Here is a 24,955-nt window from a genome sequence, read left to right as displayed (position 1 = left end):
TAGTAAGATAAATAAAAAAGGAACGGATTTCCGCTCCTTTTTTATCTTTTTACGATTATCAATCCATTTCCCTTTTAGGCTCTACCAACATAATGTGGGATTCCTTTTCAGTGAACGGTTTATGCTCAACGCCCCTCGGGACAATAAACATCTCTCCTTTAGAAATTTTCACCTGTCCATCACGAAAATCGATGAACATCTCCCCTTCAAGCACAATAAATAGCTTATCTGTATTAGGATGCTCATGCCATATAAAATCTCCATTAGCTTTAAAAAGCTGAATTTGATCGTCATTCATTTCACTAATCACTTGTGGATACCAATAATCGTTAATTTTAGATAACTCGTCATTTAGTTTAATAGGTTGGTAATGGATAATGATCCCTCCTCATTTTCAACTTCCACTATATTACAGTAATCTAAGTAAAAAAGTCGTTATTACGCTTAAAAAGAAAATGCTCAGGCCAGAACTTTTCATTCAGATAGTACAAAGGAGTGATTTCAATGAAAGTACTTTCAATCTAATGTTTCCTTTAACTCTCCATAAGTATAGAACAATGATTTTCAAATAAGAATGGACCTCTGTTGACATTAGTATGGATTATTGATGAACTTCTCGCGATATTTAGTAGGCGAAATGCCAACTCGCTTCTTGAAAACTCTACTAAAATAAAAAGGGTCTGCGATTCCAACAGCCTGCGCAATTTGTTGTACAGGCACACCACTTGTACATAACATTTTTTGAGCCATCTTTATACGATAGTTCAATAAATATTCTGCTGGCCCCATACCTGCATGCTTTCTAAACACGTAAGAAAGACGATTTCGATTAACATTATTTTGTTCTGTAAGCGTATTTATTGTAATATCTTTATAATAGTATTTATGGACATAACTAGATATTCGTTCGAATAAAGTATGCGATTCATAGTTGTTTTCTCTATTGACAACACTTAATAAAGCTTCATTCAACGCTTCGCGAAACAGCATTTCAGTCTGAAACATCGAAATGCCTCCTCGCTGATTATACACATCCCAAAGACGCATAAGTAATTCGACAAGACGAGGAGATTGTCCTGTTAACAATTCAAAATGCTGATGAGTAAAGCCAGAGTCTTCTCGTTCTGAATTGCTTATCCGATATAAAACAAGAATATATTCCCAGTTTATTTCACCAAACATTTTATGGGCTAATGTCATTTTTGCACCCCCATGTATAACTTTTCCTGGGGAAAGGATATACGGCGTACCATTAAATTGAAATTGCGTCTTCCCTGTAAGTGGAAATACAAATCCTGGGAAAGAATCTGTAGACTCAGCACAAGGCACACCTGGATTTTTAGCATAACGATATACTCCTTCTACTCGGAAAGGAGTATTGGCAAGATACTCTGCTAACTCATTCACGTCCAACTTCACAATGCAAGCCTCATTTCAATTATAGTTTTCTTGTAATTCGTGAGATTAATTGGTGTACATTCTGGGCAACGCTAAACTAAAAATAGTACATACGACTTAACAACATCTAGTTATTAACCTATAAATATATTGTTTTTCATTTATTGACAAAAATATCCTCCCTATATTATTGATAATGATTTTCATTGTAGTTTGATAAAAAAACATTTGTCAAGTTGAATGGCCTAGAAAAATGATGAAACAAGGGGTACAGAGGAACAGTTCTGTTGCAAATAATATCTGGTCTTTGTTAACTAATTTCCCTTAAAACTGGAATGATCATGTTAATAGTTGTAATGGCTTTATTAGTTACAGTACTTGCAGCATGTAGAAATAATCGTAATCCTGAAGAGGTTGCTACAGCGTATTTCGAAGATGGAAACAGCCTACTATCCAATTAAATGATAGTAGGCTGGCTGTTAAAATGATTTAAGAACTGGGTTATGTTCTAAATGATAAGATTTCATTATCAAAAAGATTATTACTAGTCCTCTCCACAAACAAAAACACTCTATCACTTCGGCTCCAAATTTAACACCTTCCCTTCTATCCCCTCCGTATTCAATGTGGTCGTATGATACGTGCCATTTACCCAATCATCTATTTGATCATGATACCAATCACTTCTAAAATGTCCTGATTGTCCTGGTCCTACAATATGATAACCGTTTGACATATCTTTCGTATCAATAACGAATCGCCAAGAAGCTCCGTGATTGACAATACCGTTATCTCCGTAACTCGCCGCTTGAACGGTAACTTGACTTCCGCCAATTGGAACTGGTTTCTCACGATTAAATGCTAGTAACGCTAACATACTAGATGATTTTGAGATTGGATGTGTAAAAGCAAGTTGATGGTAATCGCCCCACTTCCACTCTGTAACATCGGGTCCATATTCCTTCTGTAATTTCTTCATTACATTCTCGTACGATGTATGCACAACTTTTGTGAAGCCCCCGTATTTCTTAAACCAAGCGCTATTTTCTCCTGCTACTTCTTTTCGAATCAATTCATCCACAACTTGTGACTTCCCTTCAAATAACTCCATCACATCTTTCGGTATTTCTTTTGAAAATAACGTATTTGAAATCTCTTTCATTAACAAATGGAATAGTAACGGTGCCGCTTCATCTTTACTATCGTAAAAATTCCACTTCGTTAATTGTTTTACGCCCTCTTTCTCTACTTCATTTAAAGATGCTTTATTTAACTCTTTTAAAAATATAGGAGCAAACTCTTTCCCGTATAAATTTTTTTGATCCATCTGTAATTTTTCTAAATCTTTCACTGTATATTTTTCCTTCTCTTGTAAAAACTCTTGAATACGCATTTGCCTATATGGCTGCGCCCACGTATTACTAATATGATACGGATAATTATCATCTACAATTTTATTATTCGCAGTTGAAATAAACCCTTGTTTTGGATTGATTACTTTTGGAAGCTGATCATACGGAATATACCCTTCCCATTCATATTCATCTGTCCATCCTGGAACAGGTAAACTACCATCACCTTTTTTACGCACTGGTATATTTCCATTTGCTTTATAAGCAATTGTGCCGTCGTTTGATGCAAATACAAAGTTTTGAGTTGGGGTATGGAAATCTTGAAGAGCCGTTTCAAACTCATTCCAGTCTTTCGCCTTATTCATATTTAATACAGCCTTTAATTCAGCGGAAGGCTCCAAAGCAGTCCATTTCAAAGCGAATACGGTTTTCGTTTTCTTCTTCCCCTTATCCGCAAACTCTGAAATGACTGGACCATGCCTCGTAACGGTAACGTTATACGGTATTGTCTTTCCGCCTTTTACTTTAATAGATTCATCCACAACGGTAGCTTTTTCCCACTTATCGTTATACAGAAATTCATTTTCATTATTAGGATTTCTCTTCTCAATATATAAATCTTGCACATCAGGACCTGTATTCGTAACGCCCCATGCTATTTTGTCATTGTGTCCTAATATAACCCCGGGTACGCCAGCGAAAATAACGCCACTCACATGTAAATCTTTCATCTCAAGTTTCGATTGATACCAAATAGAAGGTGTCGCAAGTGATAAATGAGGATCATCCGCTAAAATTGGCTTACCAGACGCACTCTTCTCACCGCTTATAACCCAGTTATTACTACCATTAAACTCTGGTGGAATGATTGCTTTTGCAAAACTTTGTGCAACATTCACATTTGTATTCTCGAGTTCAGCTAGCAATCTAGGCGCATCTTTCGGATATGTAGGAAATAACTCATTTGCTTGCTCTTTCGGCAAATTTTTCAGCGCCCAATATCGAAATGCCTGTCCATGCCAATGTCCACCTAAATCAAACGCCATATACTTTCCAATTGTTAACGTATCAACAATAGACCATTCAGCAGGTTCATAGCCTAATATAGTAAACTCGACCGGCAATTTCTTTTCCTCTTTTGCCTCGCGTATAAAAGCGTTCACCCCATCAGCAAATGACTGCAGAGCATCTTTCGCCTCCCCATCATATTGACTAACAGACGCTTCGGCTGCTCGCCGTAAACCGAGCGTTCGAAACAACTTATCTCGATCAACAGCTGCTTCCCCCACAACTTCACTTAACATCCCAGAAGCCTGCCTTCTACTTAAATCCATTTGAAATAATCGATCTTGCGCTTGTACATACCCTTGCGAAAAATATAAATCATGTGCATTTTCCGCTTTAATATGTGGTACTCCTTTACTATCTCGCTTTACCGTAACAGCACGTTGTAAATCCTCTAGTTTTATCGTTCCATCTATCTTTGGCACAGATTTCAGCGTATATATGTTTAAAAAAATCGCTGTACAAATAACTAATAAAAGAACGGTACTACTAGACCAAATGAAAATTTTCTTACCCCTAGTTCGTTTCTTCTTTATAACAACTTCCATATAACCCCTCCTTTCTCAAACTATTCGCTTCTATTTTGAAAGAACCTTTTTGAAAAGGAAAAATCCTTCTTTTCCCATGTTATGGATCATGTAAACAAACTTCTCCTTCCTTTCCTTCAATTAAATTCCCCTGTCCTTTCTTACACCAATTCCTCAAAATCCCCTTCACATAAGCAAACGTTCGCTTATTCTGTTCAAACGCAATTTTAAGTGCCTCTAGTACGGTATTTCCTGAAACTTTTCGTATCCACCCCTTCAATTCCTTCACAATATATGGAGATAGACTACTTATATTTTGTTCGTAAAATTTGTAAACTTCACTATGTTGAGTATCCTCTTCCACTTCCATATCTTCTATTTTTTCAACAACTTCTTGTAAACTACTAGTATCCTCTTCCTCTGGCATACCAAAATGTTGCAACAACAATGGAATCTTCCATTCTTCTTCCAGACATTTACGTAAAAACATATGTATGAATTCTTTATTTTTTATAGTCTTTAACTCACGTAACACACATTTTTCTACATTCGTATTTAAAATAGGGTTATAGTGTAACCAATTTAGTATGTATAACTCTTTCGTTTCCGCATCGTATAAAATTTTCCCATATGCAACAAACCTATTTAACAGCTTCTCAACAGTCTCCATACTGTAGCCTGTTTCCAGTTCTGCTAAACGTTTCGGTAATACGTAAATTCCACATTGCTTCGTTTTCGTACCAGTTAACAAATATATGTAAAAATAACGCTCCTCTGGCGTTAAATCTAATATGAATTCATCTTGCCAAAAGTTCACTTGCACATTACGGTACACCGCCATATGTTTACCTCCCCCTCGCACTTATAAAAAGGCAGATTTCAATCCTTCAATATACATATAGGAGTGAGGGATTGTTTTTTGCAGTTGAATTCCAAACTTTTTTAACTACTACAACGACGGTTTTATTTTTTCGCGCTTTTTTGTTTTTGTAGTTGTTTTTGTTTTGTTTTTTCTTAGTGATTTATTACTTGGTAGGTGCTTATAAGGGGCTTGCAAGGGGCTTAATAAGGGCTTATATAAAAAGGAGCTGTTCCAAATTCTCATTTTGGATAGCTCCTTTATCATTCTTTCTATTTTTGACTTGCATCTAACATCTTCACTAAAAAGGCAGCTGCTTCACCACGAGTTGCTGTCCCTTTCGGATTAAACACATTATTTCCAACACCAGTAACTACCTTTAAACTGTATAATCGTTGAACATGTTGTTTGTATGTGATTAGATGTTGATCTGTAAATGGTAATGCAACTAATTCACCTGTAACACCGTTATACTGTAATGCGTTGTCAATCATGATCGATGCTTCTTCACGTGTAATAGATGCATTAGGATCAAAAATCCCGCCGCCACGACCGTTAATAATTCCCGCACTTGCACTACGTTTAATACCGCTATGAAGTGATGGATGCGCTTTGTTAATATCTACAAATGACTTATTTCCTTCCGGTAGCTTGAGAGCATTTGAGATTAATGTTGCAAACTCAGCTCTCGTAACATTACGATAAGGCGCAAATACACCATTTCCTTCACCGTTCATAATTCCTAGGCTGTTCAGCTTACGAATGTTCCCTTCAAACCATCCACCTGTAATATCATCTTTTGGTTTTTGTACTTCTTTATGTGGCACATTATAGTTTATCTTAATCCAACTTGGGTTATAGAAAATCCACTCATCGTTACCTACTTTATACCAACCATTTTTAACTGCTAACACTTTGTAACGATCTCCGTTTGAAGCTTTACGAACGATATGATGTTCAAGTCCCGAACCACTACGTACGTTTATACCATCACCATTCACTACAAGCTCCATATTAGGTTCAGCTGGATTATATTCATTGGAATCAAATAGCTCATTTCTTTCTTGTAAAGGCGAATCAATTTGTGCGTTAACATTTGCATACCATTGAATACCTTGTACGAAGCCAGTCCAATTCCCACGAGAAATTAAAATATCAGGACAGTTTTTCCCGCTCCATTGTTGATGCCTATAAATGTGGTCCGCACTAATACCTTCTTTGTTCATTAAATAACCTGCAAGTCTCTTTGCATTCTCTAGCGCTTTATTGTAATCTCCATCTTGGTTAACCGCAATCTCGATACCGATTGATTCTCTATTTCCGGAACCATCGCCATCTCCTGCATGCCAACCGTTTTCATTTGTTGGTAAGTGCTGATAAATTTGTTTATCGTCTACAGTAAAATGCCATGAAGCTGTTCGGAACGTACCTTCCGTTGCTTGTTGATATAAATACTTCGCATGGTTTTCAGCATTTGCACCGCGGGCAGTGTTTGCAGTTTCGTGAATTGTAATATAACGTGCTTTCATCGGATTAGCGGGGCGAATATCAGGGTTTCCTGCTGGAACAATCCACTCTACAAATGGAGTACCTGCAAGCGTTCCATATTTCTTCGTAGTCATCGATGCGCTATACTGAATAGCTCTCCGTTTTTCAACCGGCTTCATTTCGCGAGTAGAACCATCATTTCGTCCGTCTACATGTTCAAATGCCTTTTCAATGTTTGAAATAGCTTCTTCTTCTGCTACTTGACCTTTTTTCGCTTCTTTCATTTTATGTAATTCTTCTGATTCAGAATATTTATGCTTATATTCTTCTAAAAGAATTTTCTCATTTCCTGATACTTCCGCTTCATTAATTTGCATGTGATCAGGAGTTTCTAGATTGAAATCAGAATAACGTAATCCGCTCGTTCCACGTTCCCCTTGTGCAATACTAAGCTGGTCAGTATGAGATTTGTTTATCTCTTCTGCTGATATTGATAAAGGTGCACTCCCTAAAATCACTAAACTTGTTGATAGTGCGATTACTCGTTTTTTTATATTCATTGCTGTAATCGATACCTACACTATCCGTGTAAATATCTCAACCTCCCTTTATTTTCTCATTCGTGAAAGACTATGAATCTACTATGTATGAAAATATGTTTATTCCACCTTTTCATTTTATCCCCAGAAGGCGAATTATATTTTCTAGAAAATCCCTTAACAGACATTATTTTATAACCAATTGCTATTGCCGTCAAAAGAACTTGTCCCCTTTTGCACACTACTACTTCTCAAAAAATAGATTAGGATACCTTTTACTGTTTTGCTTCAACAAGAAGGATGTTTATAATTTTTCATAACTATCAAGTCTCTATTAAATAAATGCTGTTTCCTTGTACTTTTCTCTTTGAAAATATTAACATTTTTACATTCTTGCGATAATATAGATGTAACCTTTTACATTGAAATGAGTTTTATTTGGAAAAGATTTCTCATATCGATACCTGAAATGAAGAAGACCAAAAAATGATGAAGAAAAACGAGGGTACACATGATATTCAGCAGATGGTATATATTTTGAAGGACTAGAAATAACACCGCTAGAATGGCTTGAAAACATAGTTGAACTATTAAAACAAACAGTACAAATTTATTAGAGAATACGTTATTTAAAGGGGATGAACGAATTGTTACATACGATTGTTTACGATAAAGCGAAGTACCATTATCAAGGTGATTTTCCTGCGGACTTATCAATTGATCAAGCTTTTGTACATACTGGTATGTTTTTAGGATGGATAATTGAACATAATTTATATAGTGAAGAATTTGAAGAAGAGTCTCCAAACGAAATTAAACAGTTTAAACTTAGACAAATGACCGGCACAGAAATTTATATGAACTGGGATGGCGTTTTGGCAGATGACATGTTAAATGACGAAGGTAACCAATTCGCGATGTATTACTTTAATAATGATGAGGAATGGAAGTATATAAGTGATTACTCAGACGTTTTTATAGACGAAGAAACTCTCTACCACGTGAAAGATACTTGGGAAAACTATTTCAAATTAAAAGAAGTTATTGATAATAGCTATAATTTTTGGAAAGACAACTTACAAAATAAATAATTATAAAAAGTCGATTTCTTATTTTAATAAGGAATCGACTTTCTTAATAGTAAAATATTTTTTATTTTAGCTTCTATTACAAATTCCCTTTAACGTTTCCAACAATCTCGTTTATCGTATTTCGATCAAACTTATCACTAATTTCGTATGGCTCACGATCTCCTACTAATTGTACGCCTACAATATCATTGCGGTCCTTACCATATTGCACTTCAATAATCGATCCACGCTCTATTTGCTTCCAAACAAGACCTGCTTCATCTTTATTATCTAACACTATACAGTCCTCAATATTTTCGTCAATCCCAATTAACTTGTTATCATCCATATATCCAACCTCGTATTGTTGACGTTCTTTCGCTTTGCCGCTTACTACTATACCTTTACTTCCATATGAGTAATCCGTATAGTCCTTTTTCTCCGCCGTTTTCGGTTCTTCTGCTTTAGTTTTTTCAACGTTCCCACAACCCATGATAAGACCAATTGGCATCACCGTAGTTAGTACTACTCTAGTAAATTTCTTTATCATTTATAAACAACTCCTCATACTTACCTTTAAATTCCGTTTGTAAATTTATTAAAAAATAACATGCATACTAAAAATTCATTGAAAAAACTATACAAATGTATTTTTTATTCTACTGCAATTTTCTTGTATCTATAGATAACTTGTAGCAGTTACAAAATTAAAACCTTCACAATTACTTACTGAATTGTCATATTGAAAATTATAAATTAAAACGATAGAATTATAGGATTTATTTAATTCAACTACTTCCTTAATTCGAGAAAGTATTTTATCATCATATGAACATCCCGTTAATAACATAGAAATGTCATCACTCGCTTCTTCTAACACTTCCTTTTCAATAAAATCTGCATCTACATCAATCATATCAATATTAAAATCAACAAAAAATCTTGCTGGTATAGAGTCTCCTTCTTCATCATACGTAACATCTATATATGTATCCAACTGATCTTGCGTTTGCATATTACCGAACCATATTGAAACCATTCCGTGTACTTCCATTGTAGTTCTTCTTTATCTTGCAGAACCAATTTTATAACTTACTGACTACTTTAAAAGTCGAGATTTTTATAAAAACTATTTCTTCTTTCCTTTCAGTCAAATAGGATTATTCGGAAATTCATTTTCATACTTATGAATTAGCTCTTTATCATTTTCATCAATTGGTACTTCACCTAAGTATTTATGTTTCCAAATAATCATCTGATCACTAAAACTATATTCTGTATCGAACCAATTTGTATAATCGAAATGCATGTTAAATTCCCCACTATGTTCCAGAGACATTGTAAAAGAATACCAAAGCTCTTGCTGATTATCTTTGAAAACATTTCTTAATTCATCACTCAATTCAAATAACTTTCTTTTATTCCTTCTAAATTCTATTTTATCAACAGCAAAGTAAAACGGGATTTTCACACTATAATTAAAATCTTCTCTATCTTCAAGTGTATTATAGTAAAAGTAAGTTCCCCCTCCATCTTCTGATATTTGAGCGTAAAAATAAAATTTCTCCCATTCTTCTGGAATCATGGCATGAACCGTTTCCGCTATCTCTCTATATAATCGATTCAATTTTATTTCCAATTAAATTCCCCCTATTTAATTTTCATCACTTACTTTTTCTATATTATACCATTCTTTTAATTAGCTCTTTATTTACACTAAAGTGTAATGTAGTTCATCTAAAAATCAAACCAAGTTTCGATGCCTTTAGAAAGTAGACATACCTCTTAAATACAATTAGTATTAAAATAAGAAATATGAAAGACTTAAAAAGGCTCTTACATGAAGGAAGGAAGTGCACAACTTTGGATTTTAAAACAGTTATGCAAGAACTTGAGGCTCTAGGTAAGGAACGTACGAAAAAAATATACATATCTAACGGTGCCCACGAGCCAGTTTTTGGCGTAGCTACAGGCGCTATGAAACCAATCGCTAAAAAAATAAAAGTAAACCAAGAGTTAGCTGAAGAACTGTATGCCACAGGCAACTACGATGCTATGTATTTTGCAGGGATTATTGCGGATCCAAAAGCTATGAGTGAGTCTGATTTTGATCGCTGGATAGACGGGGCATATTTTTATATGCTATCTGATTATGTTGTAGCCGTAACTTTATCGGAGTCAAATATTGCGCAAGACGTTGCTGATAAATGGATTGCAAGTGGGGACGAGCTTAAAATGTCTGCCGGCTGGAGTTGCTACTGTTGGCTATTAGGAAATCGCAAAGACAATGAGTTTTCCGAAAGTAAAATTTCCGATATGCTTGAAATGGTGAAAGATACAATTCATCATTCTCCAGAACGAACAAAATCCGCTATGAATAACTTCCTAAACACCGTGGCAATTTCATATGTACCACTACATGAAAAAGCAGTCGAGACTGCAAAAGAAGTTGGTATAGTTGAAATCAAACGTGATAAGAAAAAAAGCAGTTTGTTAAATGCTACAGAGAGTATTCAGAAAGAACTTGATAGAGGAAGACTTGGTTTCAAACGTAAGTATGTAAGATGTTAAACAGATTCGTATCTGGGTGTCAATTTGATAAAGGTTGACACCTTTTTCATTCAGGTTATATATCCCCTCATTTACTTTTAACTTATATTAAAAAATAATATCCTGATAACCTACTTCCATTACCTTTTCATTTAATAAACGAACTCCTACACCATTTTCTATATCCCACGTACAATTAAATGTAATTCCAACCTCTCGTCCTTCCGTAATATGTGCATACGGAACAACAATACCATCTAAACTGACCATCTCTAGCATTTGATCAGTTGTTTCAACTAATGGATAACTTTCTCGCACTCCAATATCATATCCTAATTCACATCGCCTTTGTTTATAATAGTCTAATATAGACTGTAGTAAACTTATTTGTACCTCTTCCCAATTTTTTATTAATGATTGATACGCTACATACTGCCCTTCATCAAACACTCCATCTTCTTCACCATCTATCATCAAATCAATCTCAGTTACATTGCCTATAAAAGTTATAGGCATACACTTAGCCCAAGCATAATTATATTCAATCTCTCCAAAAACTGAATTGTTAACTTCCATCAACACTTAACACTTGAAATACTCTTTCAAAAACATATAAAACGTTGGCCAACTCTCCTTTAATTCTCCATTTAAAAGTAATTCATCTCTACCTTCAAAATTTACTGAGTAAACTTTATCGGTTACACTATGAAGGGCCAATACAGCATTTGCTGTCATTTCCGTTAATACTAAATACTTATTAGGAAATCCATGTTCCTTTCGAGCAATAATTGTGTAATATTCTATATTATTCTCTTCATCTATAATGTCAAGTAATTCATAAGGAACATGCTCTTCCCAAAATGGTCCTGCAAATCGATAATAAAACTCTCTAAATGTATTAGACACTTCTACACCTAACCTATTTATTACTTCATTCACCTGACCTTTATCTTCCCGTTTATATATATCTTCTTCAAAGATTTCTTCTAAACGATTTGGCAAAGCATGCATTTGTATCCCTCCTTTACAAGGTTTATCCATGTGTTTATGAAATGAATTTGCAGCTCCCTGCAAACTACCTGTACGGCATAGAACCAATAAATGTAACCTCTAAACCATCAAACATATCCTCTCTTTTCACTTCATTATATTTAAAATCATAAAGAACAATAGCAAAGTTAATATCGTTCGCTAAACTATCTCCATTTACTAGCTTTTTTATTTTAGGAATAATTCGTTCACTATAAGAAAAATCACTTAAAATATGTTCAACGTCCCTTTTATTATTCTCATAAAAACAAATTTCAATATTATCTTCATCATAATAACCGAATTCAAAGCTTGTTCCAAACTTTGAATGAACTGAATCACCATTTGTCGTGTAATCTATTTCGACATACTCCTCAAGATTTTGGAGTGATTTAGAAATCCCAAACCAAACTGAAGCCATTCCACTATATTCCACTTTTCCACGCCCCTCTAGCCGGTCTATAATTCATATAAACATTCTTCACTTTACTATTTTTGTAATCTCAAACTAGAAATCAACTCATTTAAACTATTCGAAACCTCTATAAACAACCACGTTCGAAATCCTCGAATTCGTTCTTTCCACTTACATTATTTAAAACAAATAGTGAACCATTTCTTTCTACCACTATAGGAACCTTATCTTGTCCCTTAATAACTCGTGATTAAGTCTTCACCCTCATATCTAGGGTCTTTCTCCACTTTACCATCTTTTGTTTTGATGACTTTTAGTCTACCTAACCACTCTGCTCCGTTATATGTCTCTTCACTTACCCATACATTATGCTTTTTACCGTCTACCTCAACTACTAATGTTGGGTGTGTAAATATGAATTCCTCCTCTACATGCCTACCTACAATTTCTGCATGTAATGATGTACCTTCTTCAACTAGTTTACTATTCTGATACCCTTCGATAATAGGTAATCCAATAAATACAAATAATCTCAGCCCAAATACGTTCACTTTCTTCTTTGTACTCCATTTATTCTTTTCTTTCACTTCCAATTATTCATATAAGCTCTCAATTTCCATACACCAAAAAGAACCCTTTTCCATACACTTATCATCAATTTTTTTAAATTCTTCCTTCAACCAACTTATTGTACACTCTGGTATATTATTATCGATAAAGGCATCCTCACCATTTATCTCTACTGCCTTATCAATCATTTTTGAATATACTAATAAACATGCTGCAAATTGTTGTATAGAAGGATTCATAAACACTTCTTTATACGCATCACTATTATTTAGAAATACTATTTTTTCTTGTTTTTCAATTATACAAATTGGATCTCCAGAGCTTGTTGTTCCTAAATACCAATATTTTCGAAACTCTTCTGGCATATGAAATACATTTATAATAGACCTTACGAAAGACTGAGATGAAGTAAATTCTAAATATGGTAGCGGTGTTTCTGGCAAGCCTCCTATAGACAAAAATCGTTTCACTTCAGCTGAAAAGTTTTTGTTTATTAATTCTTTTTCAGGAAATGTAATGAGTGGGCCATCTTTATTAACATCCCATTTCTCCCGAAAATCCTCTGGTAATATCATTTTTTCACCTTCTTGATGTGTTTATGTCTTTTAAGATTTAATTGGGCTACTAGATGTATTTTTATTTTTCCCACACTAAAAATACCATCTAGTATTATCTACACTTATTCACTAAAACTCCCTAGTTCCTCTGTCCAAAAACATCCTTCTGTTAAAGCAGCTGCATCAATTTTTCGAAGTGCACTAGAAATCCACTCCACCAAACCTTTAGGTATATTTTTTTCAATATAAGCCTTTCTTCCATTGGCAGCCTTTACTTCTTTTATAAATTCCACATAGACAAGTAAAGATTCTGCAAACTTCTCTACCGTACTATTTATAAGAACGACTTTATTTTCATTGTCATAATCTATATATACGAGTTGTGATTTAGATTCATCAATACAGATTGGATTTCCACTACCAGTAAATCCAAAGTATATAAACTTATCATACATCGTACCTAATTCATTTTGTATCTCGCTCAACCTTATCCCGCCACCGTTATCCGCAGGTTCAAATGTAAGAAATGGAGGAGCAGACTCGGGAAAACCTGCTTTAATTAAGAAGTCTTTCGTTTCTTTCGAGAAGGAAAACGAGTGAATGATTTTTTCATTATAATGAATTAAACCGTATATTTCTTCATTCCAATTCACTAAAAAATCTTGTGGTGAGATCATTTTATCCTCCTGTATATCATACACTCTGTATTCGATTTTACTCGTATATTGCTTTCTTATACGACTACATGTCCATAAAAATACTTTTTACCAATCTTCCATTCTTTCTTTGTTAAAACATCGATATATGACATCAACTCTCTATGTTTTTCATTTTTTATTATCGTATCGTATTGAATAGGACATTTGATTCCACTCCAAATTGATAAAACGGAAGGTATAGTAACAACATTATAAGTAGTTCTATCTCTTAAAGAACTCATAACTTCCGAAACTAACTCCTTTGCCAAATCTCCAGGAAAAGATAGTCTATTACGATAATAGTATTCTTGCGTATCGTTATTTTCGATAAATTTAGAATAAGCTTCATTAAATTCTTCTAACGATACTTCATAATACTCGTCCTCAATTCCAAGCATCCATGAAAGTTCATTTCTTATAGCTTTTTCAACAAAGGTATCTTCCCACTCTTCTAGTAATGCTAAAAGATATGGTACTACATGATATGAAAGAGTTTCACCAGCACTTACTACAAAATTATGAACTCCATCCTCTGAAGCACTTGAAAGGAATTTCAAATTATTCGTTTCTAATAAATCATCGTGAGTAGCTGCTGAACAAAATAGTCTAGTGCATAAATTCAAAATAAGCTCATCTCGAGTACTATTCATAAGTTCGATTAGTAACCTCTTTACAGAGAAATCACCAAGCTTTAACAATTCATTAATTAAAATAAAGGATTCTTTCTCTGTTGCACTATCCCTTAAGTTAGACTTAAGAGTTTCAATTGTATGATTAGAAACTTCTCCATACCAAATATCTTTTTTTAAATGCTCTAAGTCCATCATTCTCTCTCCTTTTATTGCTGCTTACATTTATACGAACCATTTCATATGAATAATATTATTAATCATGTAACTTATTTAAAAACTCCGTAAAATCATTAGCCACAAAAAATACATTTTCCCTCGCTACTTCCTCTGCCTCCTCAGCCGTAATCCCTTCACTTTCCATCAATGTTTCCTTTTCCCATGTCCCCTCATGTTCCCAAAAGACGACAATTGGATCTTCTTTATGATTTTTATAATCAAAGCAAATTAAATTTCCTGCTGGATCAAATGCGAATGGTACCAATTCATTTGGCAGAGTAGAAATATACTGGTTATATACTTTAACGATATATTCACTACTATCTACATCATAAGAAAGTAAAGTTCCAAATACCTTTGTTATCGTATCTATTTCAAATTTATAAGGTAATATAGCTGAACCATTATTATTTGTAGCACATTCTACATAGTCACTTGGAAATATACACCCTATCTCTTTTCCCACAATGTTTATATATTCTGCTGAAACTGGCTCATCCGGTACTGGCCATGTTAAGTCATTTCTCATTCAACTTCACCTCCTAACAAATCACATCACGTTTATCCGAAATAACTAATTGCATCATCTAAGCTTTTATGTAAATTCCAGTCTAATTACGACCTCGTTTCTTTTAATTTTTTAGATAATCCTTCCCAGAAACATTTGGAGAAAAGGATACACCTCTCCGATCCTCCTCAAAACTTGGTATAGCCATTGCTTGTGCTGATTCTAAATATTTCATTGTAGATAGCCAACTATCAAATAACGTGTCCATATCAGATACTAAGGGATTATTTAAAACATCTATGCAAGTTCCATCGTATATGTAAACCTTAAATTTCATTAATTATTAAAGAGGTTTGGAGTTCTCACTTAATAAGAGAAGAGATAGACGAGAAGAAAACGCCTAATAATCAAAAACTATAACAATTTATCGCGCTACTTTTGGGCAGTAAGTGCCTGAGTGGTTTAAATAATCCATCAGTAAGGATGAAGAAAAATCCTCACTGATGGAAGTTTCACTTTATCCTGCAATCTCAGCCGAAGAGAGCCCCTCATGAATATTTCCGCTTACAATGATAGAATGTCCCCAAAATATATCTCCATCCGAAAAGAATATTTCAAAATCACCTTCTGAATAAACGCTTAAGCTGCTTAATGTGATGGAATTAATGAACATTTCTTTTGTAATTTCGTTGATTTCTGCTTCATCATCATCTTGTAGCCATTCATTTGCTAACTCTACCAGTTCTTTTGCAGCGTACATTTTCATTTTCATTTTCCATTCATCTTGCTCTTTGAAAAGTGCATGTGCTGTTTCCAGTGCAGACTTCATCATATGTTTGTCTTCACTCCAATCAAAATATAAATGACATTCTTCACCAGCCCAAGATATTCTCTTTTCAAAAGTTTTCACTCTTTTATCGAGTTCGAACACACCCAACATCTCATCATGATAAAAAAGCGGTTTCATTGCATCTTGTAAGATGATTTCCAACTCATCATCTTTATATGGTGTTTCCAAAACCTTAACAAGCATCAATGAATTTTCTGACTTGCGCACCTGTAATGCTACAACTGTATTTGCTGTCAAAATGCCTTTTGATTTTCTCCATTCTGCATCATCAACCAACCATGCCAGTCGTATGTCTTCTTTTCTAATCGTTTCATTGTTATGTAAGTCTTTCCACGCAATCAAATCAATTGACGCAGTCCACAAAATGTTGTCACCGCCTTTTGATGCACCGATTCCTAATGCCCCTGTGACAGCTGCTATTTCAATCACATTTTCTGAGAATCTATTTTCAAATCTACTTATTTCACTTGATTTACTCAATTTCGAATACATTCCTTTCATAGCCCACAGGCATAAGTACTTTGTGAGTTTTCCTGTTTTATTATAATTGGTCATGGTAACGCCTATATAGAATTATAGCTATAATTCTATATAGGCTTTTTTTCACCTGGAATTTTAAATTTATTTACATCATATTCTTTAATTATATATACTTTTATAGCTTCAAAATCTTTACCAAAAGCAAGAAATGGATTTTTTAAGAAATATATTATTTCTTCGTCGTCATAAATTCGGGCTTTAATTATTTCTTTGTCCGAGTGAAACGATAAATTGACTCCTTTGTAAAAATATTCGTAGTATCCTTCTTCATCCTGCTCACTCTTATCTTCAAAAGGAACAGATTCAATATAATATATATTCCCATTTACATTTATTGATTTCATACAGCATGACTTCCTTTTCAAGAATATTCATAAGAAATTAAATAGTCTCTGTCAATCATACCAAAAATAAGGGATTTACTTTTAGAATTTATAAAAAATATATAGGATTAAATTTAAATCTTTATATTTTTTTTCATATTACTTCATTATCTCTGTACAATTGTGTAATGTGTCACAGAAGTAGACATATTGCAATGAGTCGCAGTGAAGTGGGATATCCCTTGAGAATATAAAATAAGAAGATTAATCTAGAAAGACTATCTAGTTCGATCTTCTTTTATTGAATTTTTAATTAATGCATTTTTACCCTTAAAATAATATAATCAACGGGTGGATTATTATTTACATCCTCAAAACTGGTTCTAATTTTAAAGTCAAATTCATTTGTTATATTTTTCAATGAATAAATGTTTGTTCCATCTACACTTGTACGGGGCAATATATCCGAAAACGTAAAACGCATGAAGAATATGTTGCGGAACTATTAGAAAAACGCGGGTACGATATGCCGCAGAGTTTTTAGAAGTTCATGGCGATAATATCGAAGTTATAGAAACATACAAAGGCGCTAGAAATACCACGGAACACAAATGTAACTCATATAAAAATATATGGGAGGCAGCACCAACAAATATTTTAAAAGGAAAGGGAGAGAAACATTATGTCAAAGTTATTACGTGAATTATCTAAACCGGATAGTGAGGCTCTGCGTTCCGAAGCACTAGAACAGTTGAAAGTTACTTCAGGTAAAATTGTCGCTTGTGATCCTCTTATTTTTAATGAAAATCACTTCGAACAAACAATTCAGCCAGGTACATATCCAATTGTTGCTTGGTGGCATAAGGAAGATGGAGTCATTGCTGGTGCTGAATTGAAATTGTCGGAGTCAAAAGCGGTAGGATGGAAGATGGCAACAAAACCAGGACAAAATGTAAGTGAACTGGAAGACGGTTATATTTTTGGTTACCCAGTTGATACAAGCTTAGGGTGCTTTGCAGATGTTGAAGCAATTAGTAAGTTAGAAGAAATAGAAGACAGGTTACAACAAGAACTAGGAGAAGAATTTACTAGTTTGTATGATGATCTTATAGATGACATACTAACAGAACATGATGAAGATTGGGGAAATTGCGTGGTTTGTGAGGAAACAGGAAGTAATATCATTATATTCCGTTCAGGTTATGGAGATGGATTTTATCCTTCCTATTGGGGAATCGATGAAGCAGGAAAAATCGTTTCACTTGTTACTGATTTTCAAGTGCTACATGAGGAAAATTGAGGACAACATCAATAATGATATAAGAGTCAATATTTTTTCTTTTACAGCGTCAAATATCCCCCGTCTAATATTTGCAAATAACCCGTGAGATAATCTCCTTATATACTACTGGTTCTAATAAATAGGGTTATATTCTTAAGTGAATATAACCCGTCATTTTATCATGATAGAGTTGAACTTCAGACACTCTACGCTCCGAAATTACTTTTTCTATGATTTCCTGGCGATTATATTCTACCTGCACCGTTTCACAGTTTCCCCAATGAGTAGGAGCGGATTTTTCGTTTGACTCAAATACATCTAGAAGACGATTCAATATCTCTTCCTCGTTAAATGCTACAGTCGGATACATTGCGATTGTAAAATAATTCGGTTTCATTTTACTACTCCTTTTATTTGCTTTATCACAGCCAAATAAGTTTAAATCCCTTTCCCACTATTAATCATGTAACTTATTTAAAAGCTCCGTAAAATTATTAGCTACAAAAAATACATTTTCTCTCGCTACTTCCTCTGCTTCCTGAGCCGTAACCCCTTCACTTTCCATCAATATTTCCTTTTCCCATGCTCCCTCATGTTCCAAAAAGACGACAATGGGATCTTCTTTATGATTTTTATAATCAAAGCAGATTAAATTTCCTGCTGGGTCAAATGCGAATGGCACCAATGCACTAGGTAATGTGCCATTGTAGTCATTGAATACCTCAATAATATTTTCATCATCATCCATATCATAAGTTAGTAATGTACCAAAAACTTTTCTCTTCCCCTCAACTTCAAATACTTCTGGGCTAACATGTGCTCCGTTATTCTTCATTACACATTCTATATAATCTAAAGGAAAATGAATGCCCAACTCTTTTTCCACATTCTTTACATTTTCTCGCAATAAAGGCTTATCTGGTGATCTCCATTCTACTTTATTCATCTCGCACCATCCCTCTGAATTTCCTCAATTAATTACTACACATCTAAAATAGTTATAAGAGACCTTAATAAATTACATTTAAAATCTTATTTATATCTGTCATACAGTCTTTCACTAAATCGTAAAAACCAACATGTACATTATCTTCATATACCCAACAAAGGACTGTTCCATATGTTGCTTCAAATATTTCTAGCATTCATATCTCTCCCTTTATTAATCAAATGCTGAACAATTTCAATATGTCCTTTCTTTGCTGCAACATGTAACCACGTACCAAATGGTGTCATCGAATATAAAATTTTGGATTATCACCTATTAGACGTTTTACTTCATTAATGTCACCAAGCTTAATACCATTTCTTATTTTTTTATTTATATTTTTCTCCTCCACAACATCACCTCCTATATTTCTTTTCTCTTGTCTAACTATGTCTCCTAGATTTGCAGAAACATGAACTATTCAACCGAAGATTTATAAGCAACCTTTACATTTTTCAATCCTTCTATTACATTATTTATTCTTCCCAATAAATCTTTTATTTCCTCTACTGTCAATTCTCCTTCTGCCTCTTGAGGGTTAAACATACTTAGCCTCTTTGTTATACCTTCAATACGCCCAACAAAAACTATATGATGATCGACTGCAATTTCTCCTATGGCAGTATCAACGATAACACCTTCAATCTTTCCTAAATTATCAAATTCATCCGCTAGTTTTGCTATAGCATATCGATACCCTCTCTCTTCATCTAATAACTCTTCATACGCCTCCCGAATTGCATGAAATAATTCATTATACTCCCAATCTTTCATACATCCTCCCTCAAAAAAAATCCCCACGCTTATGTGAAAATAATCTTTCAACACAAATATGAGGACTTCCTTATTTCATTACTATACTTTACACATTTTATTCGTTAGAATCTTCTTCATTCAATTTATATACTCTATCTCTTTTCTCATCACTTTTGACAAAAATAAGCTTTCCTTCTTTAACAAAACCTTCTAATAGTAAGCATACTTGCCCATATGCTTTAGGCTTATTCGTTGTGAATCTCTCATCTGATATTTTACCAGCTCGTATTAATTGTTCGCATAACTCAAGTGCACTTATTTCTTCAGAATTAATTAACTCTAAAATATCCTTTTGTAAGGGCGATAAAGGCACGGGGGGCTCAGCTACCTCCACCTTTTCTCGTTTGTTTTCTTCTTCAAATAAATCTTCGAATGAAATTTGATTCATACTTCTTTTCCTTTCTAACGATTGATTTGTATAACATGAACTGAATCCTATAGCGTATGTATTATTATGTTACCTTTTTTCATAAATCCCAAACTCATGTACATCGTTTCATATAGTATATTCCGATTATACCAAATATACGTTCTGTTTTCTATTGTAGAATTCGTTATAATAGGAATGAAAGTAATAATGAACATTTTCTCGTTGTTAATTGTATACTCTCTGTAAAAAAATACAATTACAATTTATAAATTTGTATAATAAAATAGTACGAGTAAAATTTTATTATAGAAAGGTTCTGGTAATATGTTAGGTATTCATGTTGAAAAAACAAAAGATGAACTAATTATTTCATGGCAATTCTCTAAAATTCATATTCCATTATGTGAAATCACTGAGGTAACGGAAGATAATACATATGCTGGTGTTGAAGAAAAAAGCGTAATCCGAATTGGAACAGCATATGGTACAACTGATCGTATTTTAATTAAGACAGTAAAACAAAATTATTTATTATTCACTACTAATAGAGTATCCATTTTAAATAAAATAAAAGCTTAATTGTTTTTCTTCCTATATTTAAACGTTAAACACTTTCATTCTATTATAGGAAACGCTACAAAAGGTTCGTTGATTACTCCTGCTCCTAATTCGGAAGCATATGGTGAAACTATATAACACAAACACCCTAGCTCTTCGCTAGGGTATTCTTAGTTTTATCTATAATACAGTAGTTCTACAATTCTTATTTATTTTTATGAACTCCTTGTAATTGACTAAGAACCTCATTGGCAGTCCTCTCAAATCTTTTAGGGTTATCAGCAATAATTTCATTAAGTAAATTAATTATCGTTAGTTGTATATCATGATTCATTCCTACAAGTACTTTAGCATACTCACTTCTATATAAATCATTATTTAAAATTCTTATGTTTAGTAGCATTGCCCACTCTTTTGCACTCTCAACCATTTTTGGTAAAGCTTTAGGCATCTCTGTTAGATATTTTCCCATTTCAAAATCTTCAATAAAATGAACTAGACCAAACATAACTTCTTCCTCTTGTGTTTCATCCTCAAATACTATACACAACTCTTTAATAAGCTTCTCATCATCACAATCTGCTAAGTTTTCTAATACACTGTCAAACTCTTCACATTCCGATTGATTTTTTAAAAATCTACAACTATATAATCTCTTGATCTCAGATTTGCTGTCCATATAAATTTCTCCTTTTAAATGAATTGGATAATTAAATTAATATGATCATTAGTTTTCAACTTTTCTATTACATCAATATATCGCTTCCATCTCAAGTGTACATTTTTAAATATTCAGCAATTTCTACTTCTCCTCTTTCAATAGCAAATTCATAAGCTCCCATATCTTTCATAGTATCTCCTGTATACTTAACAGTAATATCAATACCATTCTGAACAATATACTTTACAACATCAAGATGCCCACCATAAATCGCTGAGAATAAAGGATTCCTATTCGGGTCACCAACATCTAATATTGCACCCTTATTAAATAAGTACTCTACAATACCAATTTCACCCTCACTAGCTGCATGTGCAATAGGCGCTGATTTTGGTACACCTTCATTACGGTTAATATCCATACCAGATTCAACAAGAAATTTTATCATATCCAGTTCACCAGCTCTAGCTGCAGCATGTAGCCACGTTCCATAAGGCGTTACAAAATCAAGCAAACTTTTATCAGTAATAATGATCTCTTTCGCTTGTTCTATATCACCTTTTTTAATGAAATCATAGATTTTTATCGCTTTTTCCTTACTTTCCATAGAATCCTCCTGCACTATTTTCATTTAGCTTAAACAGTTAGACATTGACTACGATACATTTAGCTAAGTGCTACTGAGAGAGCAGATTTAAGCATAGTATCAAAATCGCAAAAAGTTTCCATATGCTCGCCTGAAGGCTTGTCTAGTTCAACAAATTTCTTTTTGGAAACATTATAACAATACCAAGCTATATCTGAATCTCCGAAAAAAATCAGTTCATCTTCGTCTTTAATTGATTCCCATATTTCATTAGCATCAAAAAAACTATCTACCTCATTTATTGGCTTAAAATCTAAAAAACTTTGATCAATCCCATATATTATTAATCCATTAAATGCAATTCCATTAACTGTTTGTAAAAATTCATAGTACTGCTGTGGCAGGACATCTTCACCAAATTTTTCTACTACAGATTTACGAAATTTTGATAACTCCCTTTCGTTGATAGGTAAATTGAGTTTTCGATTTCGTTTCTCTCTTATTTTGGATATATGACTAATCTTCTCTCTCCACATAACTTCACCTTCTAATAAATATTCAATCCTTTTCTAGGATAGAATTACACAAAGTAATCCTCAATAGTACACCCCATTACAAGGATTGATTTCAAATTTCCCATTGCTTTTGGCGTGCTATTTAAATATTTTTCGAAGCCACTCTAGCTAGTATTAACCATATTATTTATCTAGATTGATATTTTAATGAAACATATTAAAGCTATTTTCATGATCCTACACGCAAACTTTAAAGTTATTTTATAATTAAAGTATTAAATAACCTCTTTACAAATCAAATCAACTTTTTCAAAATATTGTTGTGGTTGTTTCTCACTTATTTCTTTCAAAATTTTAATAACGTCTTCTTTATTCGTAGCTTTAGCCTTCTTCAATACATTAATAAATGGAATAATAAAATCATCTGAAGCTAGAAGACTCTTATAGAATCTTTTAGCACAATATTTAGCTTGTGGCAAAACAATGCTTATCCCTTCAATCAGTTTACTTAAACCATCTTCAACTCCATTTTTTTCGATTATATAAAAAATCGATTCAATTAAATCACCAACAATCGAAGGTTCATCTATTTCATCATGAAATACACTGCACAAATCAATAATCACTTTATTATCTGCCGTTTGCAATATTTCATTTAAGATTTCCTCAAATAGCTCAATACTATCATCTTCATGATCCAGAAAACATATTCTTTTTAAAATAAATATCTTTTTTTCTAATGACATTTATTTCCCTCCATACTTTGAGTAGAGTTTATTGAAGAGTTTCAAAAAATTTATAGTTTAATAAAAGAATTAATTTCTAGAATACAATTCTATCTTTAGTTATTAATTCAAATAGGTTGGTAATTGATTTAACCATTCTTCAAAATTATCCGCTTCCTTAGTTACACCATGTTCTTCATGAAAATAAAAGTAAACTCCCGTTCGCTGGCCCTCTTTTGAATGAAGACAAAAGTAATCTCCATTACCTATACTATAAAAAGGGATTAGTTCGTTTTTCCAAAAACCTTCTTTCATTTCATAATCATAAATAAATTCAATAGTATCATTTCCGTTCGTCTTACCACTAGAAACATTTAAAATATCCCCTGGAAATACATATTCAGACATTAGTTCAATAAAGCATTTAAATTCTTTAGGAAATTGACATCCAAATTTTTTCTCCAGTTCCCTCCAATCATTATCTGAAGGGGAATCTAAATCCTCTAATTCTTTATCTAACATACTGTCTAATAAGTTTGCAATTTCATCTTTTCTCACAAACTATCCCCCCTTATACTAGAAAAAAGGCTGAATTCTATTTTATTTACAAGTATTCTCTCGATTAAAGTCAAATGCTACTGAATATGTGTTCTTTTCCATAGTATCCCCTTATCACAATTTCTCTAAGATTAAATTTACTTTTTCTAAATATAAATCTGGATCGTCCTCTCTTATCTCGAGAAGAATTCCTTTAATTATTTGCTTTGTTGAACTATTTATATTTTCTAAAACATTCATATACGATACGACTAAATCTTTTGAATCTAAAAGTGTCCGATGAATTCTTTCCACCCAGAATTCTGCATGAGGTAACATTTTAGGAATACTAATAGCTAATTTGCATAGCCCTTCCTCTACTCCGGAATGTTCAGCAATATAAAAAATCGTTTCAATAAGGTAGTCACCCGCTGATGGCTCAGCAATATAAAAAATCGTTTCAATAAGGTAGTCACCCGCTGATGGCTCAGCAATATGATCCTCAAAAATTATACAAAGATCAGGAATTATATCATTTGTCCCTTTATTTGCTAATTCATTAAGAATACTCTCAAAAACTTCAATATTATCCCCTTCATTCTCTAGAAAACGCATTTTATATAGAACGGAAATTTCCCCTTTAAAATCTATTAACTTCTCCTCCTTTTTACAACATCGTTATTATAATTTATCACATATCTTCACATCATTATGTTCATAATACGTTCAAC

Annotated in this window: 34 protein-coding genes and 3 pseudogenes; 5 read left to right on the top strand and 32 right to left on the bottom strand. The window is 33.2% G+C overall.

Annotation, left to right across the window (positions count from 1 at the left end; all coding sequences use genetic code 11):
• Nucleotides 1-58 precede the first annotated feature (58 nt).
• Entirely contained in the window at nucleotides 59-298 is a 240-nt protein-coding gene (locus tag QCI47_RS11795) for a cupin domain-containing protein (RefSeq protein ID WP_000997182.1), read from the bottom strand.
• A 293-nt stretch (nucleotides 299-591) separates the two neighbouring features.
• Nucleotides 592-1,419, bottom strand: coding sequence for a helix-turn-helix transcriptional regulator (locus QCI47_RS11790; protein WP_270727343.1), 828 nt, complete (start codon nucleotides 1,417-1,419; stop codon nucleotides 592-594).
• A 314-nt stretch (nucleotides 1,420-1,733) separates the two neighbouring features.
• On the opposite strand from QCI47_RS11790, the gene QCI47_RS11785 reads away from it, so the two are divergent.
• Nucleotides 1,734-1,859 (top strand): hypothetical protein, encoded by a 126-nt coding sequence (locus QCI47_RS11785; protein WP_100655532.1) that lies wholly within the window; start codon nucleotides 1,734-1,736, stop codon nucleotides 1,857-1,859.
• 113 nt (nucleotides 1,860-1,972) lie between these two features.
• Here the strand turns inward: QCI47_RS11785 and QCI47_RS11780 are convergent, their stop codons facing one another.
• The 3 genes from QCI47_RS11780 to QCI47_RS11770 all read right to left on the bottom strand — a co-directional run bounded on the left by QCI47_RS11780 (nucleotide 1,973) and on the right by QCI47_RS11770 (nucleotide 7,249).
• Entirely contained in the window at nucleotides 1,973-4,363 is a 2,391-nt protein-coding gene (locus QCI47_RS11780) for a penicillin acylase family protein (protein WP_076867733.1), read from the bottom strand.
• A 79-nt stretch (nucleotides 4,364-4,442) separates the two neighbouring features.
• Entirely contained in the window at nucleotides 4,443-5,183 is a 741-nt protein-coding gene (locus QCI47_RS11775; RefSeq protein ID WP_242301686.1) for a DnaD domain-containing protein, read from the bottom strand.
• A gap of 290 nt (nucleotides 5,184-5,473) precedes the next feature.
• Nucleotides 5,474-7,249, bottom strand: a complete 1,776-nt coding sequence (locus tag QCI47_RS11770; RefSeq protein WP_309422848.1) for an S-layer homology domain-containing protein — start codon at nucleotides 7,247-7,249, stop codon at nucleotides 5,474-5,476.
• A 626-nt stretch (nucleotides 7,250-7,875) separates the two neighbouring features.
• Between QCI47_RS11770 and QCI47_RS11765 the strand changes: the two genes are divergently transcribed.
• On the top strand, nucleotides 7,876-8,319 hold the full coding sequence (locus QCI47_RS11765; protein ID WP_078419236.1) for a DUF7832 domain-containing protein: 444 nt from the start codon (nucleotides 7,876-7,878) through the stop codon (nucleotides 8,317-8,319).
• Nucleotides 8,320-8,395: 76 nt separating this feature from the next.
• On the opposite strand, the gene QCI47_RS11760 is transcribed toward QCI47_RS11765, so the two are convergent.
• From QCI47_RS11760 to QCI47_RS11750, 3 genes are all read right to left on the bottom strand, one after another.
• The gene (locus tag QCI47_RS11760; RefSeq protein WP_001989083.1) at nucleotides 8,396-8,848 is read right to left on the bottom strand and encodes a hypothetical protein; all 453 of its coding nucleotides are present in this window, start codon (nucleotides 8,846-8,848) and stop codon (nucleotides 8,396-8,398) included.
• 129 nt (nucleotides 8,849-8,977) lie between these two features.
• Complete coding sequence (locus QCI47_RS11755) at nucleotides 8,978-9,352, bottom strand: immunity 22 family protein (protein ID WP_076873572.1); 375 nt, start codon at nucleotides 9,350-9,352, stop codon at nucleotides 8,978-8,980.
• A 96-nt stretch (nucleotides 9,353-9,448) separates the two neighbouring features.
• Nucleotides 9,449-9,937, bottom strand: coding sequence for an antitoxin YezG family protein (locus QCI47_RS11750; protein WP_076873571.1), 489 nt, complete (start codon nucleotides 9,935-9,937; stop codon nucleotides 9,449-9,451).
• 224 nt (nucleotides 9,938-10,161) lie between these two features.
• On the opposite strand from QCI47_RS11750, the gene QCI47_RS11745 reads away from it, so the two are divergent.
• On the top strand, nucleotides 10,162-10,869 hold the full coding sequence (locus QCI47_RS11745; RefSeq protein WP_000346328.1) for a DNA alkylation repair protein: 708 nt from the start codon (nucleotides 10,162-10,164) through the stop codon (nucleotides 10,867-10,869).
• 87 nt (nucleotides 10,870-10,956) lie between these two features.
• Here the strand turns inward: QCI47_RS11745 and QCI47_RS11740 are convergent, their stop codons facing one another.
• The 12 genes and pseudogenes from QCI47_RS11740 to QCI47_RS11685 form a co-directional block, all read right to left on the bottom strand.
• Nucleotides 10,957-11,424 carry a DUF6985 domain-containing protein gene (locus tag QCI47_RS11740; protein WP_061182946.1) on the bottom strand — a complete coding sequence of 156 codons (468 nt, stop codon included), beginning with the start codon at nucleotides 11,422-11,424 and terminating at the stop codon, nucleotides 10,957-10,959.
• Between the two features lie 6 nt (nucleotides 11,425-11,430).
• Complete coding sequence (locus QCI47_RS11735; protein ID WP_140385490.1) at nucleotides 11,431-11,859, bottom strand: SMI1/KNR4 family protein; 429 nt, start codon at nucleotides 11,857-11,859, stop codon at nucleotides 11,431-11,433.
• A 64-nt stretch (nucleotides 11,860-11,923) separates the two neighbouring features.
• Nucleotides 11,924-12,313 (bottom strand): immunity 22 family protein, encoded by a 390-nt coding sequence (locus QCI47_RS11730; protein ID WP_061182944.1) that lies wholly within the window; start codon nucleotides 12,311-12,313, stop codon nucleotides 11,924-11,926.
• Nucleotides 12,314-12,366: 53 nt separating this feature from the next.
• Nucleotides 12,367-12,521: pseudogene (locus tag QCI47_RS11725) on the bottom strand (SecY-interacting protein Syd); the annotation flags it as partial.
• A gap of 7 nt (nucleotides 12,522-12,528) precedes the next feature.
• A pseudogene (locus tag QCI47_RS11720) lies at nucleotides 12,529-12,882 on the bottom strand (hypothetical protein); the annotation flags it as partial.
• Between the two features lie 3 nt (nucleotides 12,883-12,885).
• A complete protein-coding gene (locus tag QCI47_RS11715) occupies nucleotides 12,886-13,437 on the bottom strand; it encodes an SUKH-4 family immunity protein (RefSeq protein WP_076875117.1) in 552 nt (183 codons plus the stop codon).
• Between the two features lie 104 nt (nucleotides 13,438-13,541).
• Nucleotides 13,542-14,096: an SUKH-4 family immunity protein gene (locus tag QCI47_RS11710; RefSeq protein WP_270727355.1), complete on the bottom strand. Its 555-nt coding sequence runs from the start codon at nucleotides 14,094-14,096 to the stop codon at nucleotides 13,542-13,544.
• Nucleotides 14,097-14,152: 56 nt separating this feature from the next.
• Nucleotides 14,153-14,941 carry an Imm47 family immunity protein gene (gene imm47 / locus QCI47_RS11705; protein ID WP_071743228.1) on the bottom strand — a complete coding sequence of 263 codons (789 nt, stop codon included), beginning with the start codon at nucleotides 14,939-14,941 and terminating at the stop codon, nucleotides 14,153-14,155.
• Nucleotides 14,942-15,002: 61 nt separating this feature from the next.
• On the bottom strand, nucleotides 15,003-15,494 hold the full coding sequence (locus QCI47_RS11700) for an SMI1/KNR4 family protein (protein WP_270727359.1): 492 nt from the start codon (nucleotides 15,492-15,494) through the stop codon (nucleotides 15,003-15,005).
• A 103-nt stretch (nucleotides 15,495-15,597) separates the two neighbouring features.
• Nucleotides 15,598-15,741 (bottom strand): hypothetical protein, encoded by a 144-nt coding sequence (locus QCI47_RS11695; protein ID WP_001989093.1) that lies wholly within the window; start codon nucleotides 15,739-15,741, stop codon nucleotides 15,598-15,600.
• Nucleotides 15,742-15,990: 249 nt separating this feature from the next.
• A complete protein-coding gene (locus QCI47_RS11690) occupies nucleotides 15,991-16,824 on the bottom strand; it encodes a DUF2262 domain-containing protein (protein WP_270727492.1) in 834 nt (277 codons plus the stop codon).
• A gap of 86 nt (nucleotides 16,825-16,910) precedes the next feature.
• Nucleotides 16,911-17,207, bottom strand: a complete 297-nt coding sequence (locus tag QCI47_RS11685) for a hypothetical protein (RefSeq protein ID WP_002024464.1) — start codon at nucleotides 17,205-17,207, stop codon at nucleotides 16,911-16,913.
• A 661-nt stretch (nucleotides 17,208-17,868) separates the two neighbouring features.
• Here QCI47_RS11685 and QCI47_RS11680 point away from each other — a divergent pair.
• The gene (locus tag QCI47_RS11680; protein ID WP_071743231.1) at nucleotides 17,869-18,486 is read left to right on the top strand and encodes a DUF4241 domain-containing protein; all 618 of its coding nucleotides are present in this window, start codon (nucleotides 17,869-17,871) and stop codon (nucleotides 18,484-18,486) included.
• A gap of 127 nt (nucleotides 18,487-18,613) precedes the next feature.
• Here QCI47_RS11680 and QCI47_RS11675 read toward each other — a convergent pair whose 3' ends face one another.
• The 6 genes and pseudogenes from QCI47_RS11675 to QCI47_RS11650 all read right to left on the bottom strand — a co-directional run bounded on the left by QCI47_RS11675 (nucleotide 18,614) and on the right by QCI47_RS11650 (nucleotide 20,660).
• Entirely contained in the window at nucleotides 18,614-18,865 is a 252-nt protein-coding gene (locus tag QCI47_RS11675) for a hypothetical protein (RefSeq protein ID WP_000804106.1), read from the bottom strand.
• Between the two features lie 60 nt (nucleotides 18,866-18,925).
• Nucleotides 18,926-19,414, bottom strand: coding sequence for an SMI1/KNR4 family protein (locus QCI47_RS11670; protein ID WP_270694688.1), 489 nt, complete (start codon nucleotides 19,412-19,414; stop codon nucleotides 18,926-18,928).
• Nucleotides 19,415-19,478: 64 nt separating this feature from the next.
• Nucleotides 19,479-19,613 (bottom strand): hypothetical protein, encoded by a 135-nt coding sequence (locus QCI47_RS11665; RefSeq protein ID WP_270694689.1) that lies wholly within the window; start codon nucleotides 19,611-19,613, stop codon nucleotides 19,479-19,481.
• Nucleotides 19,606-19,808, bottom strand: a pseudogene (locus tag QCI47_RS11660) (ankyrin repeat domain-containing protein); the annotation flags it as partial. The gene QCI47_RS11665 and the pseudogene QCI47_RS11660, both read right to left, overlap by 8 nt.
• A gap of 65 nt (nucleotides 19,809-19,873) precedes the next feature.
• A complete protein-coding gene (locus QCI47_RS11655) occupies nucleotides 19,874-20,230 on the bottom strand; it encodes an Imm3 family immunity protein (RefSeq protein ID WP_270694690.1) in 357 nt (118 codons plus the stop codon).
• Between the two features lie 97 nt (nucleotides 20,231-20,327).
• Nucleotides 20,328-20,660 carry a DUF3895 domain-containing protein gene (locus QCI47_RS11650; RefSeq protein WP_063245632.1) on the bottom strand — a complete coding sequence of 111 codons (333 nt, stop codon included), beginning with the start codon at nucleotides 20,658-20,660 and terminating at the stop codon, nucleotides 20,328-20,330.
• A 306-nt stretch (nucleotides 20,661-20,966) separates the two neighbouring features.
• Between QCI47_RS11650 and QCI47_RS11645 the strand changes: the two genes are divergently transcribed.
• Nucleotides 20,967-21,221: a SunI/YnzG family protein gene (locus QCI47_RS11645; RefSeq protein ID WP_000900622.1), complete on the top strand. Its 255-nt coding sequence runs from the start codon at nucleotides 20,967-20,969 to the stop codon at nucleotides 21,219-21,221.
• A gap of 184 nt (nucleotides 21,222-21,405) precedes the next feature.
• On the opposite strand, the gene QCI47_RS11640 is transcribed toward QCI47_RS11645, so the two are convergent.
• From QCI47_RS11640 to QCI47_RS11615, 6 genes are all read right to left on the bottom strand, one after another.
• Nucleotides 21,406-21,879, bottom strand: coding sequence for an Imm30 family immunity protein (locus tag QCI47_RS11640; protein WP_000377534.1), 474 nt, complete (start codon nucleotides 21,877-21,879; stop codon nucleotides 21,406-21,408).
• A 91-nt stretch (nucleotides 21,880-21,970) separates the two neighbouring features.
• The gene (locus QCI47_RS11635; protein WP_062922580.1) at nucleotides 21,971-22,468 is read right to left on the bottom strand and encodes an ankyrin repeat domain-containing protein; all 498 of its coding nucleotides are present in this window, start codon (nucleotides 22,466-22,468) and stop codon (nucleotides 21,971-21,973) included.
• A gap of 59 nt (nucleotides 22,469-22,527) precedes the next feature.
• On the bottom strand, nucleotides 22,528-22,983 hold the full coding sequence (locus QCI47_RS11630) for a YrhA family protein (RefSeq protein WP_270727371.1): 456 nt from the start codon (nucleotides 22,981-22,983) through the stop codon (nucleotides 22,528-22,530).
• A 254-nt stretch (nucleotides 22,984-23,237) separates the two neighbouring features.
• Nucleotides 23,238-23,708 carry an Imm30 family immunity protein gene (locus tag QCI47_RS11625; RefSeq protein WP_220779524.1) on the bottom strand — a complete coding sequence of 157 codons (471 nt, stop codon included), beginning with the start codon at nucleotides 23,706-23,708 and terminating at the stop codon, nucleotides 23,238-23,240.
• Nucleotides 23,709-23,810: 102 nt separating this feature from the next.
• Nucleotides 23,811-24,245 carry an SMI1/KNR4 family protein gene (locus QCI47_RS11620; RefSeq protein ID WP_270727376.1) on the bottom strand — a complete coding sequence of 145 codons (435 nt, stop codon included), beginning with the start codon at nucleotides 24,243-24,245 and terminating at the stop codon, nucleotides 23,811-23,813.
• Nucleotides 24,246-24,359: 114 nt separating this feature from the next.
• Entirely contained in the window at nucleotides 24,360-24,875 is a 516-nt protein-coding gene (locus QCI47_RS11615; protein ID WP_353812008.1) for an Imm30 family immunity protein, read from the bottom strand.
• Nucleotides 24,876-24,955 lie beyond the last annotated feature (80 nt).

Origin of the sequence: Bacillus cereus group sp. RP29 (assembly GCF_040459765.1) — a bacterium.
Lineage (GTDB): Bacteria > Bacillota > Bacilli > Bacillales > Bacillaceae_G > Bacillus_A > Bacillus_A paranthracis.
This window is presented reverse-complemented; position numbering and strand designations above follow the sequence as displayed.

Coding starts and splice junctions, on each gene's coding strand:
- QCI47_RS11690 (WP_270727492.1), bottom strand. CDS start 16,824: ATGAAAGGAATGTATTCGAAATTGAGTAAATCAAGTGAAATAAGTAGA.
- QCI47_RS11715 (WP_076875117.1), bottom strand. CDS start 13,437: ATGATATTACCAGAGGATTTTCGGGAGAAATGGGATGTTAATAAAGAT.
- QCI47_RS11670 (WP_270694688.1), bottom strand. CDS start 19,414: ATGAATAAAGTAGAATGGAGATCACCAGATAAGCCTTTATTGCGAGAA.
- QCI47_RS11740 (WP_061182946.1), bottom strand. CDS start 11,424: ATGGAAGTTAACAATTCAGTTTTTGGAGAGATTGAATATAATTATGCT.
- QCI47_RS11640 (WP_000377534.1), bottom strand. CDS start 21,879: ATGGACAGCAAATCTGAGATCAAGAGATTATATAGTTGTAGATTTTTA.
- QCI47_RS11695 (WP_001989093.1), bottom strand. CDS start 15,741: ATGGACACGTTATTTGATAGTTGGCTATCTACAATGAAATATTTAGAA.
- QCI47_RS11735 (WP_140385490.1), bottom strand. CDS start 11,859: ATGCATGCTTTGCCAAATCGTTTAGAAGAAATCTTTGAAGAAGATATA.
- QCI47_RS11755 (WP_076873572.1), bottom strand. CDS start 9,352: ATGGAAGTACACGGAATGGTTTCAATATGGTTCGGTAATATGCAAACG.
- QCI47_RS11710 (WP_270727355.1), bottom strand. CDS start 14,096: ATGATCTCACCACAAGATTTTTTAGTGAATTGGAATGAAGAAATATAC.
- QCI47_RS11795 (WP_000997182.1), bottom strand. CDS start 298: ATGAATGACGATCAAATTCAGCTTTTTAAAGCTAATGGAGATTTTATA.
- QCI47_RS11785 (WP_100655532.1), top strand. CDS start 1,734: ATGATCATGTTAATAGTTGTAATGGCTTTATTAGTTACAGTACTTGCA.
- QCI47_RS11625 (WP_220779524.1), bottom strand. CDS start 23,708: ATGTCATTAGAAAAAAAGATATTTATTTTAAAAAGAATATGTTTTCTG.
- QCI47_RS11645 (WP_000900622.1), top strand. CDS start 20,967: ATGTTAGGTATTCATGTTGAAAAAACAAAAGATGAACTAATTATTTCA.
- imm47 (WP_071743228.1), bottom strand. CDS start 14,941: ATGGACTTAGAGCATTTAAAAAAAGATATTTGGTATGGAGAAGTTTCT.
- QCI47_RS11630 (WP_270727371.1), bottom strand. CDS start 22,983: ATGTGGAGAGAGAAGATTAGTCATATATCCAAAATAAGAGAGAAACGA.
- QCI47_RS11760 (WP_001989083.1), bottom strand. CDS start 8,848: ATGATAAAGAAATTTACTAGAGTAGTACTAACTACGGTGATGCCAATT.
- QCI47_RS11780 (WP_076867733.1), bottom strand. CDS start 4,363: ATGGAAGTTGTTATAAAGAAGAAACGAACTAGGGGTAAGAAAATTTTC.
- QCI47_RS11680 (WP_071743231.1), top strand. CDS start 17,869: ATGTCAAAGTTATTACGTGAATTATCTAAACCGGATAGTGAGGCTCTG.
- QCI47_RS11775 (WP_242301686.1), bottom strand. CDS start 5,183: ATGGCGGTGTACCGTAATGTGCAAGTGAACTTTTGGCAAGATGAATTC.
- QCI47_RS11770 (WP_309422848.1), bottom strand. CDS start 7,249: ATGAATATAAAAAAACGAGTAATCGCACTATCAACAAGTTTAGTGATT.
- QCI47_RS11675 (WP_000804106.1), bottom strand. CDS start 18,865: ATGAAACCGAATTATTTTACAATCGCAATGTATCCGACTGTAGCATTT.
- QCI47_RS11700 (WP_270727359.1), bottom strand. CDS start 15,494: ATGAGAAATGACTTAACATGGCCAGTACCGGATGAGCCAGTTTCAGCA.
- QCI47_RS11635 (WP_062922580.1), bottom strand. CDS start 22,468: ATGGAAAGTAAGGAAAAAGCGATAAAAATCTATGATTTCATTAAAAAA.
- QCI47_RS11685 (WP_002024464.1), bottom strand. CDS start 17,207: ATGAAATCAATAAATGTAAATGGGAATATATATTATATTGAATCTGTT.
- QCI47_RS11665 (WP_270694689.1), bottom strand. CDS start 19,613: ATGCTAGAAATATTTGAAGCAACATATGGAACAGTCCTTTGTTGGGTA.
- QCI47_RS11655 (WP_270694690.1), bottom strand. CDS start 20,230: ATGAAAGATTGGGAGTATAATGAATTATTTCATGCAATTCGGGAGGCG.
- QCI47_RS11650 (WP_063245632.1), bottom strand. CDS start 20,660: ATGAATCAAATTTCATTCGAAGATTTATTTGAAGAAGAAAACAAACGA.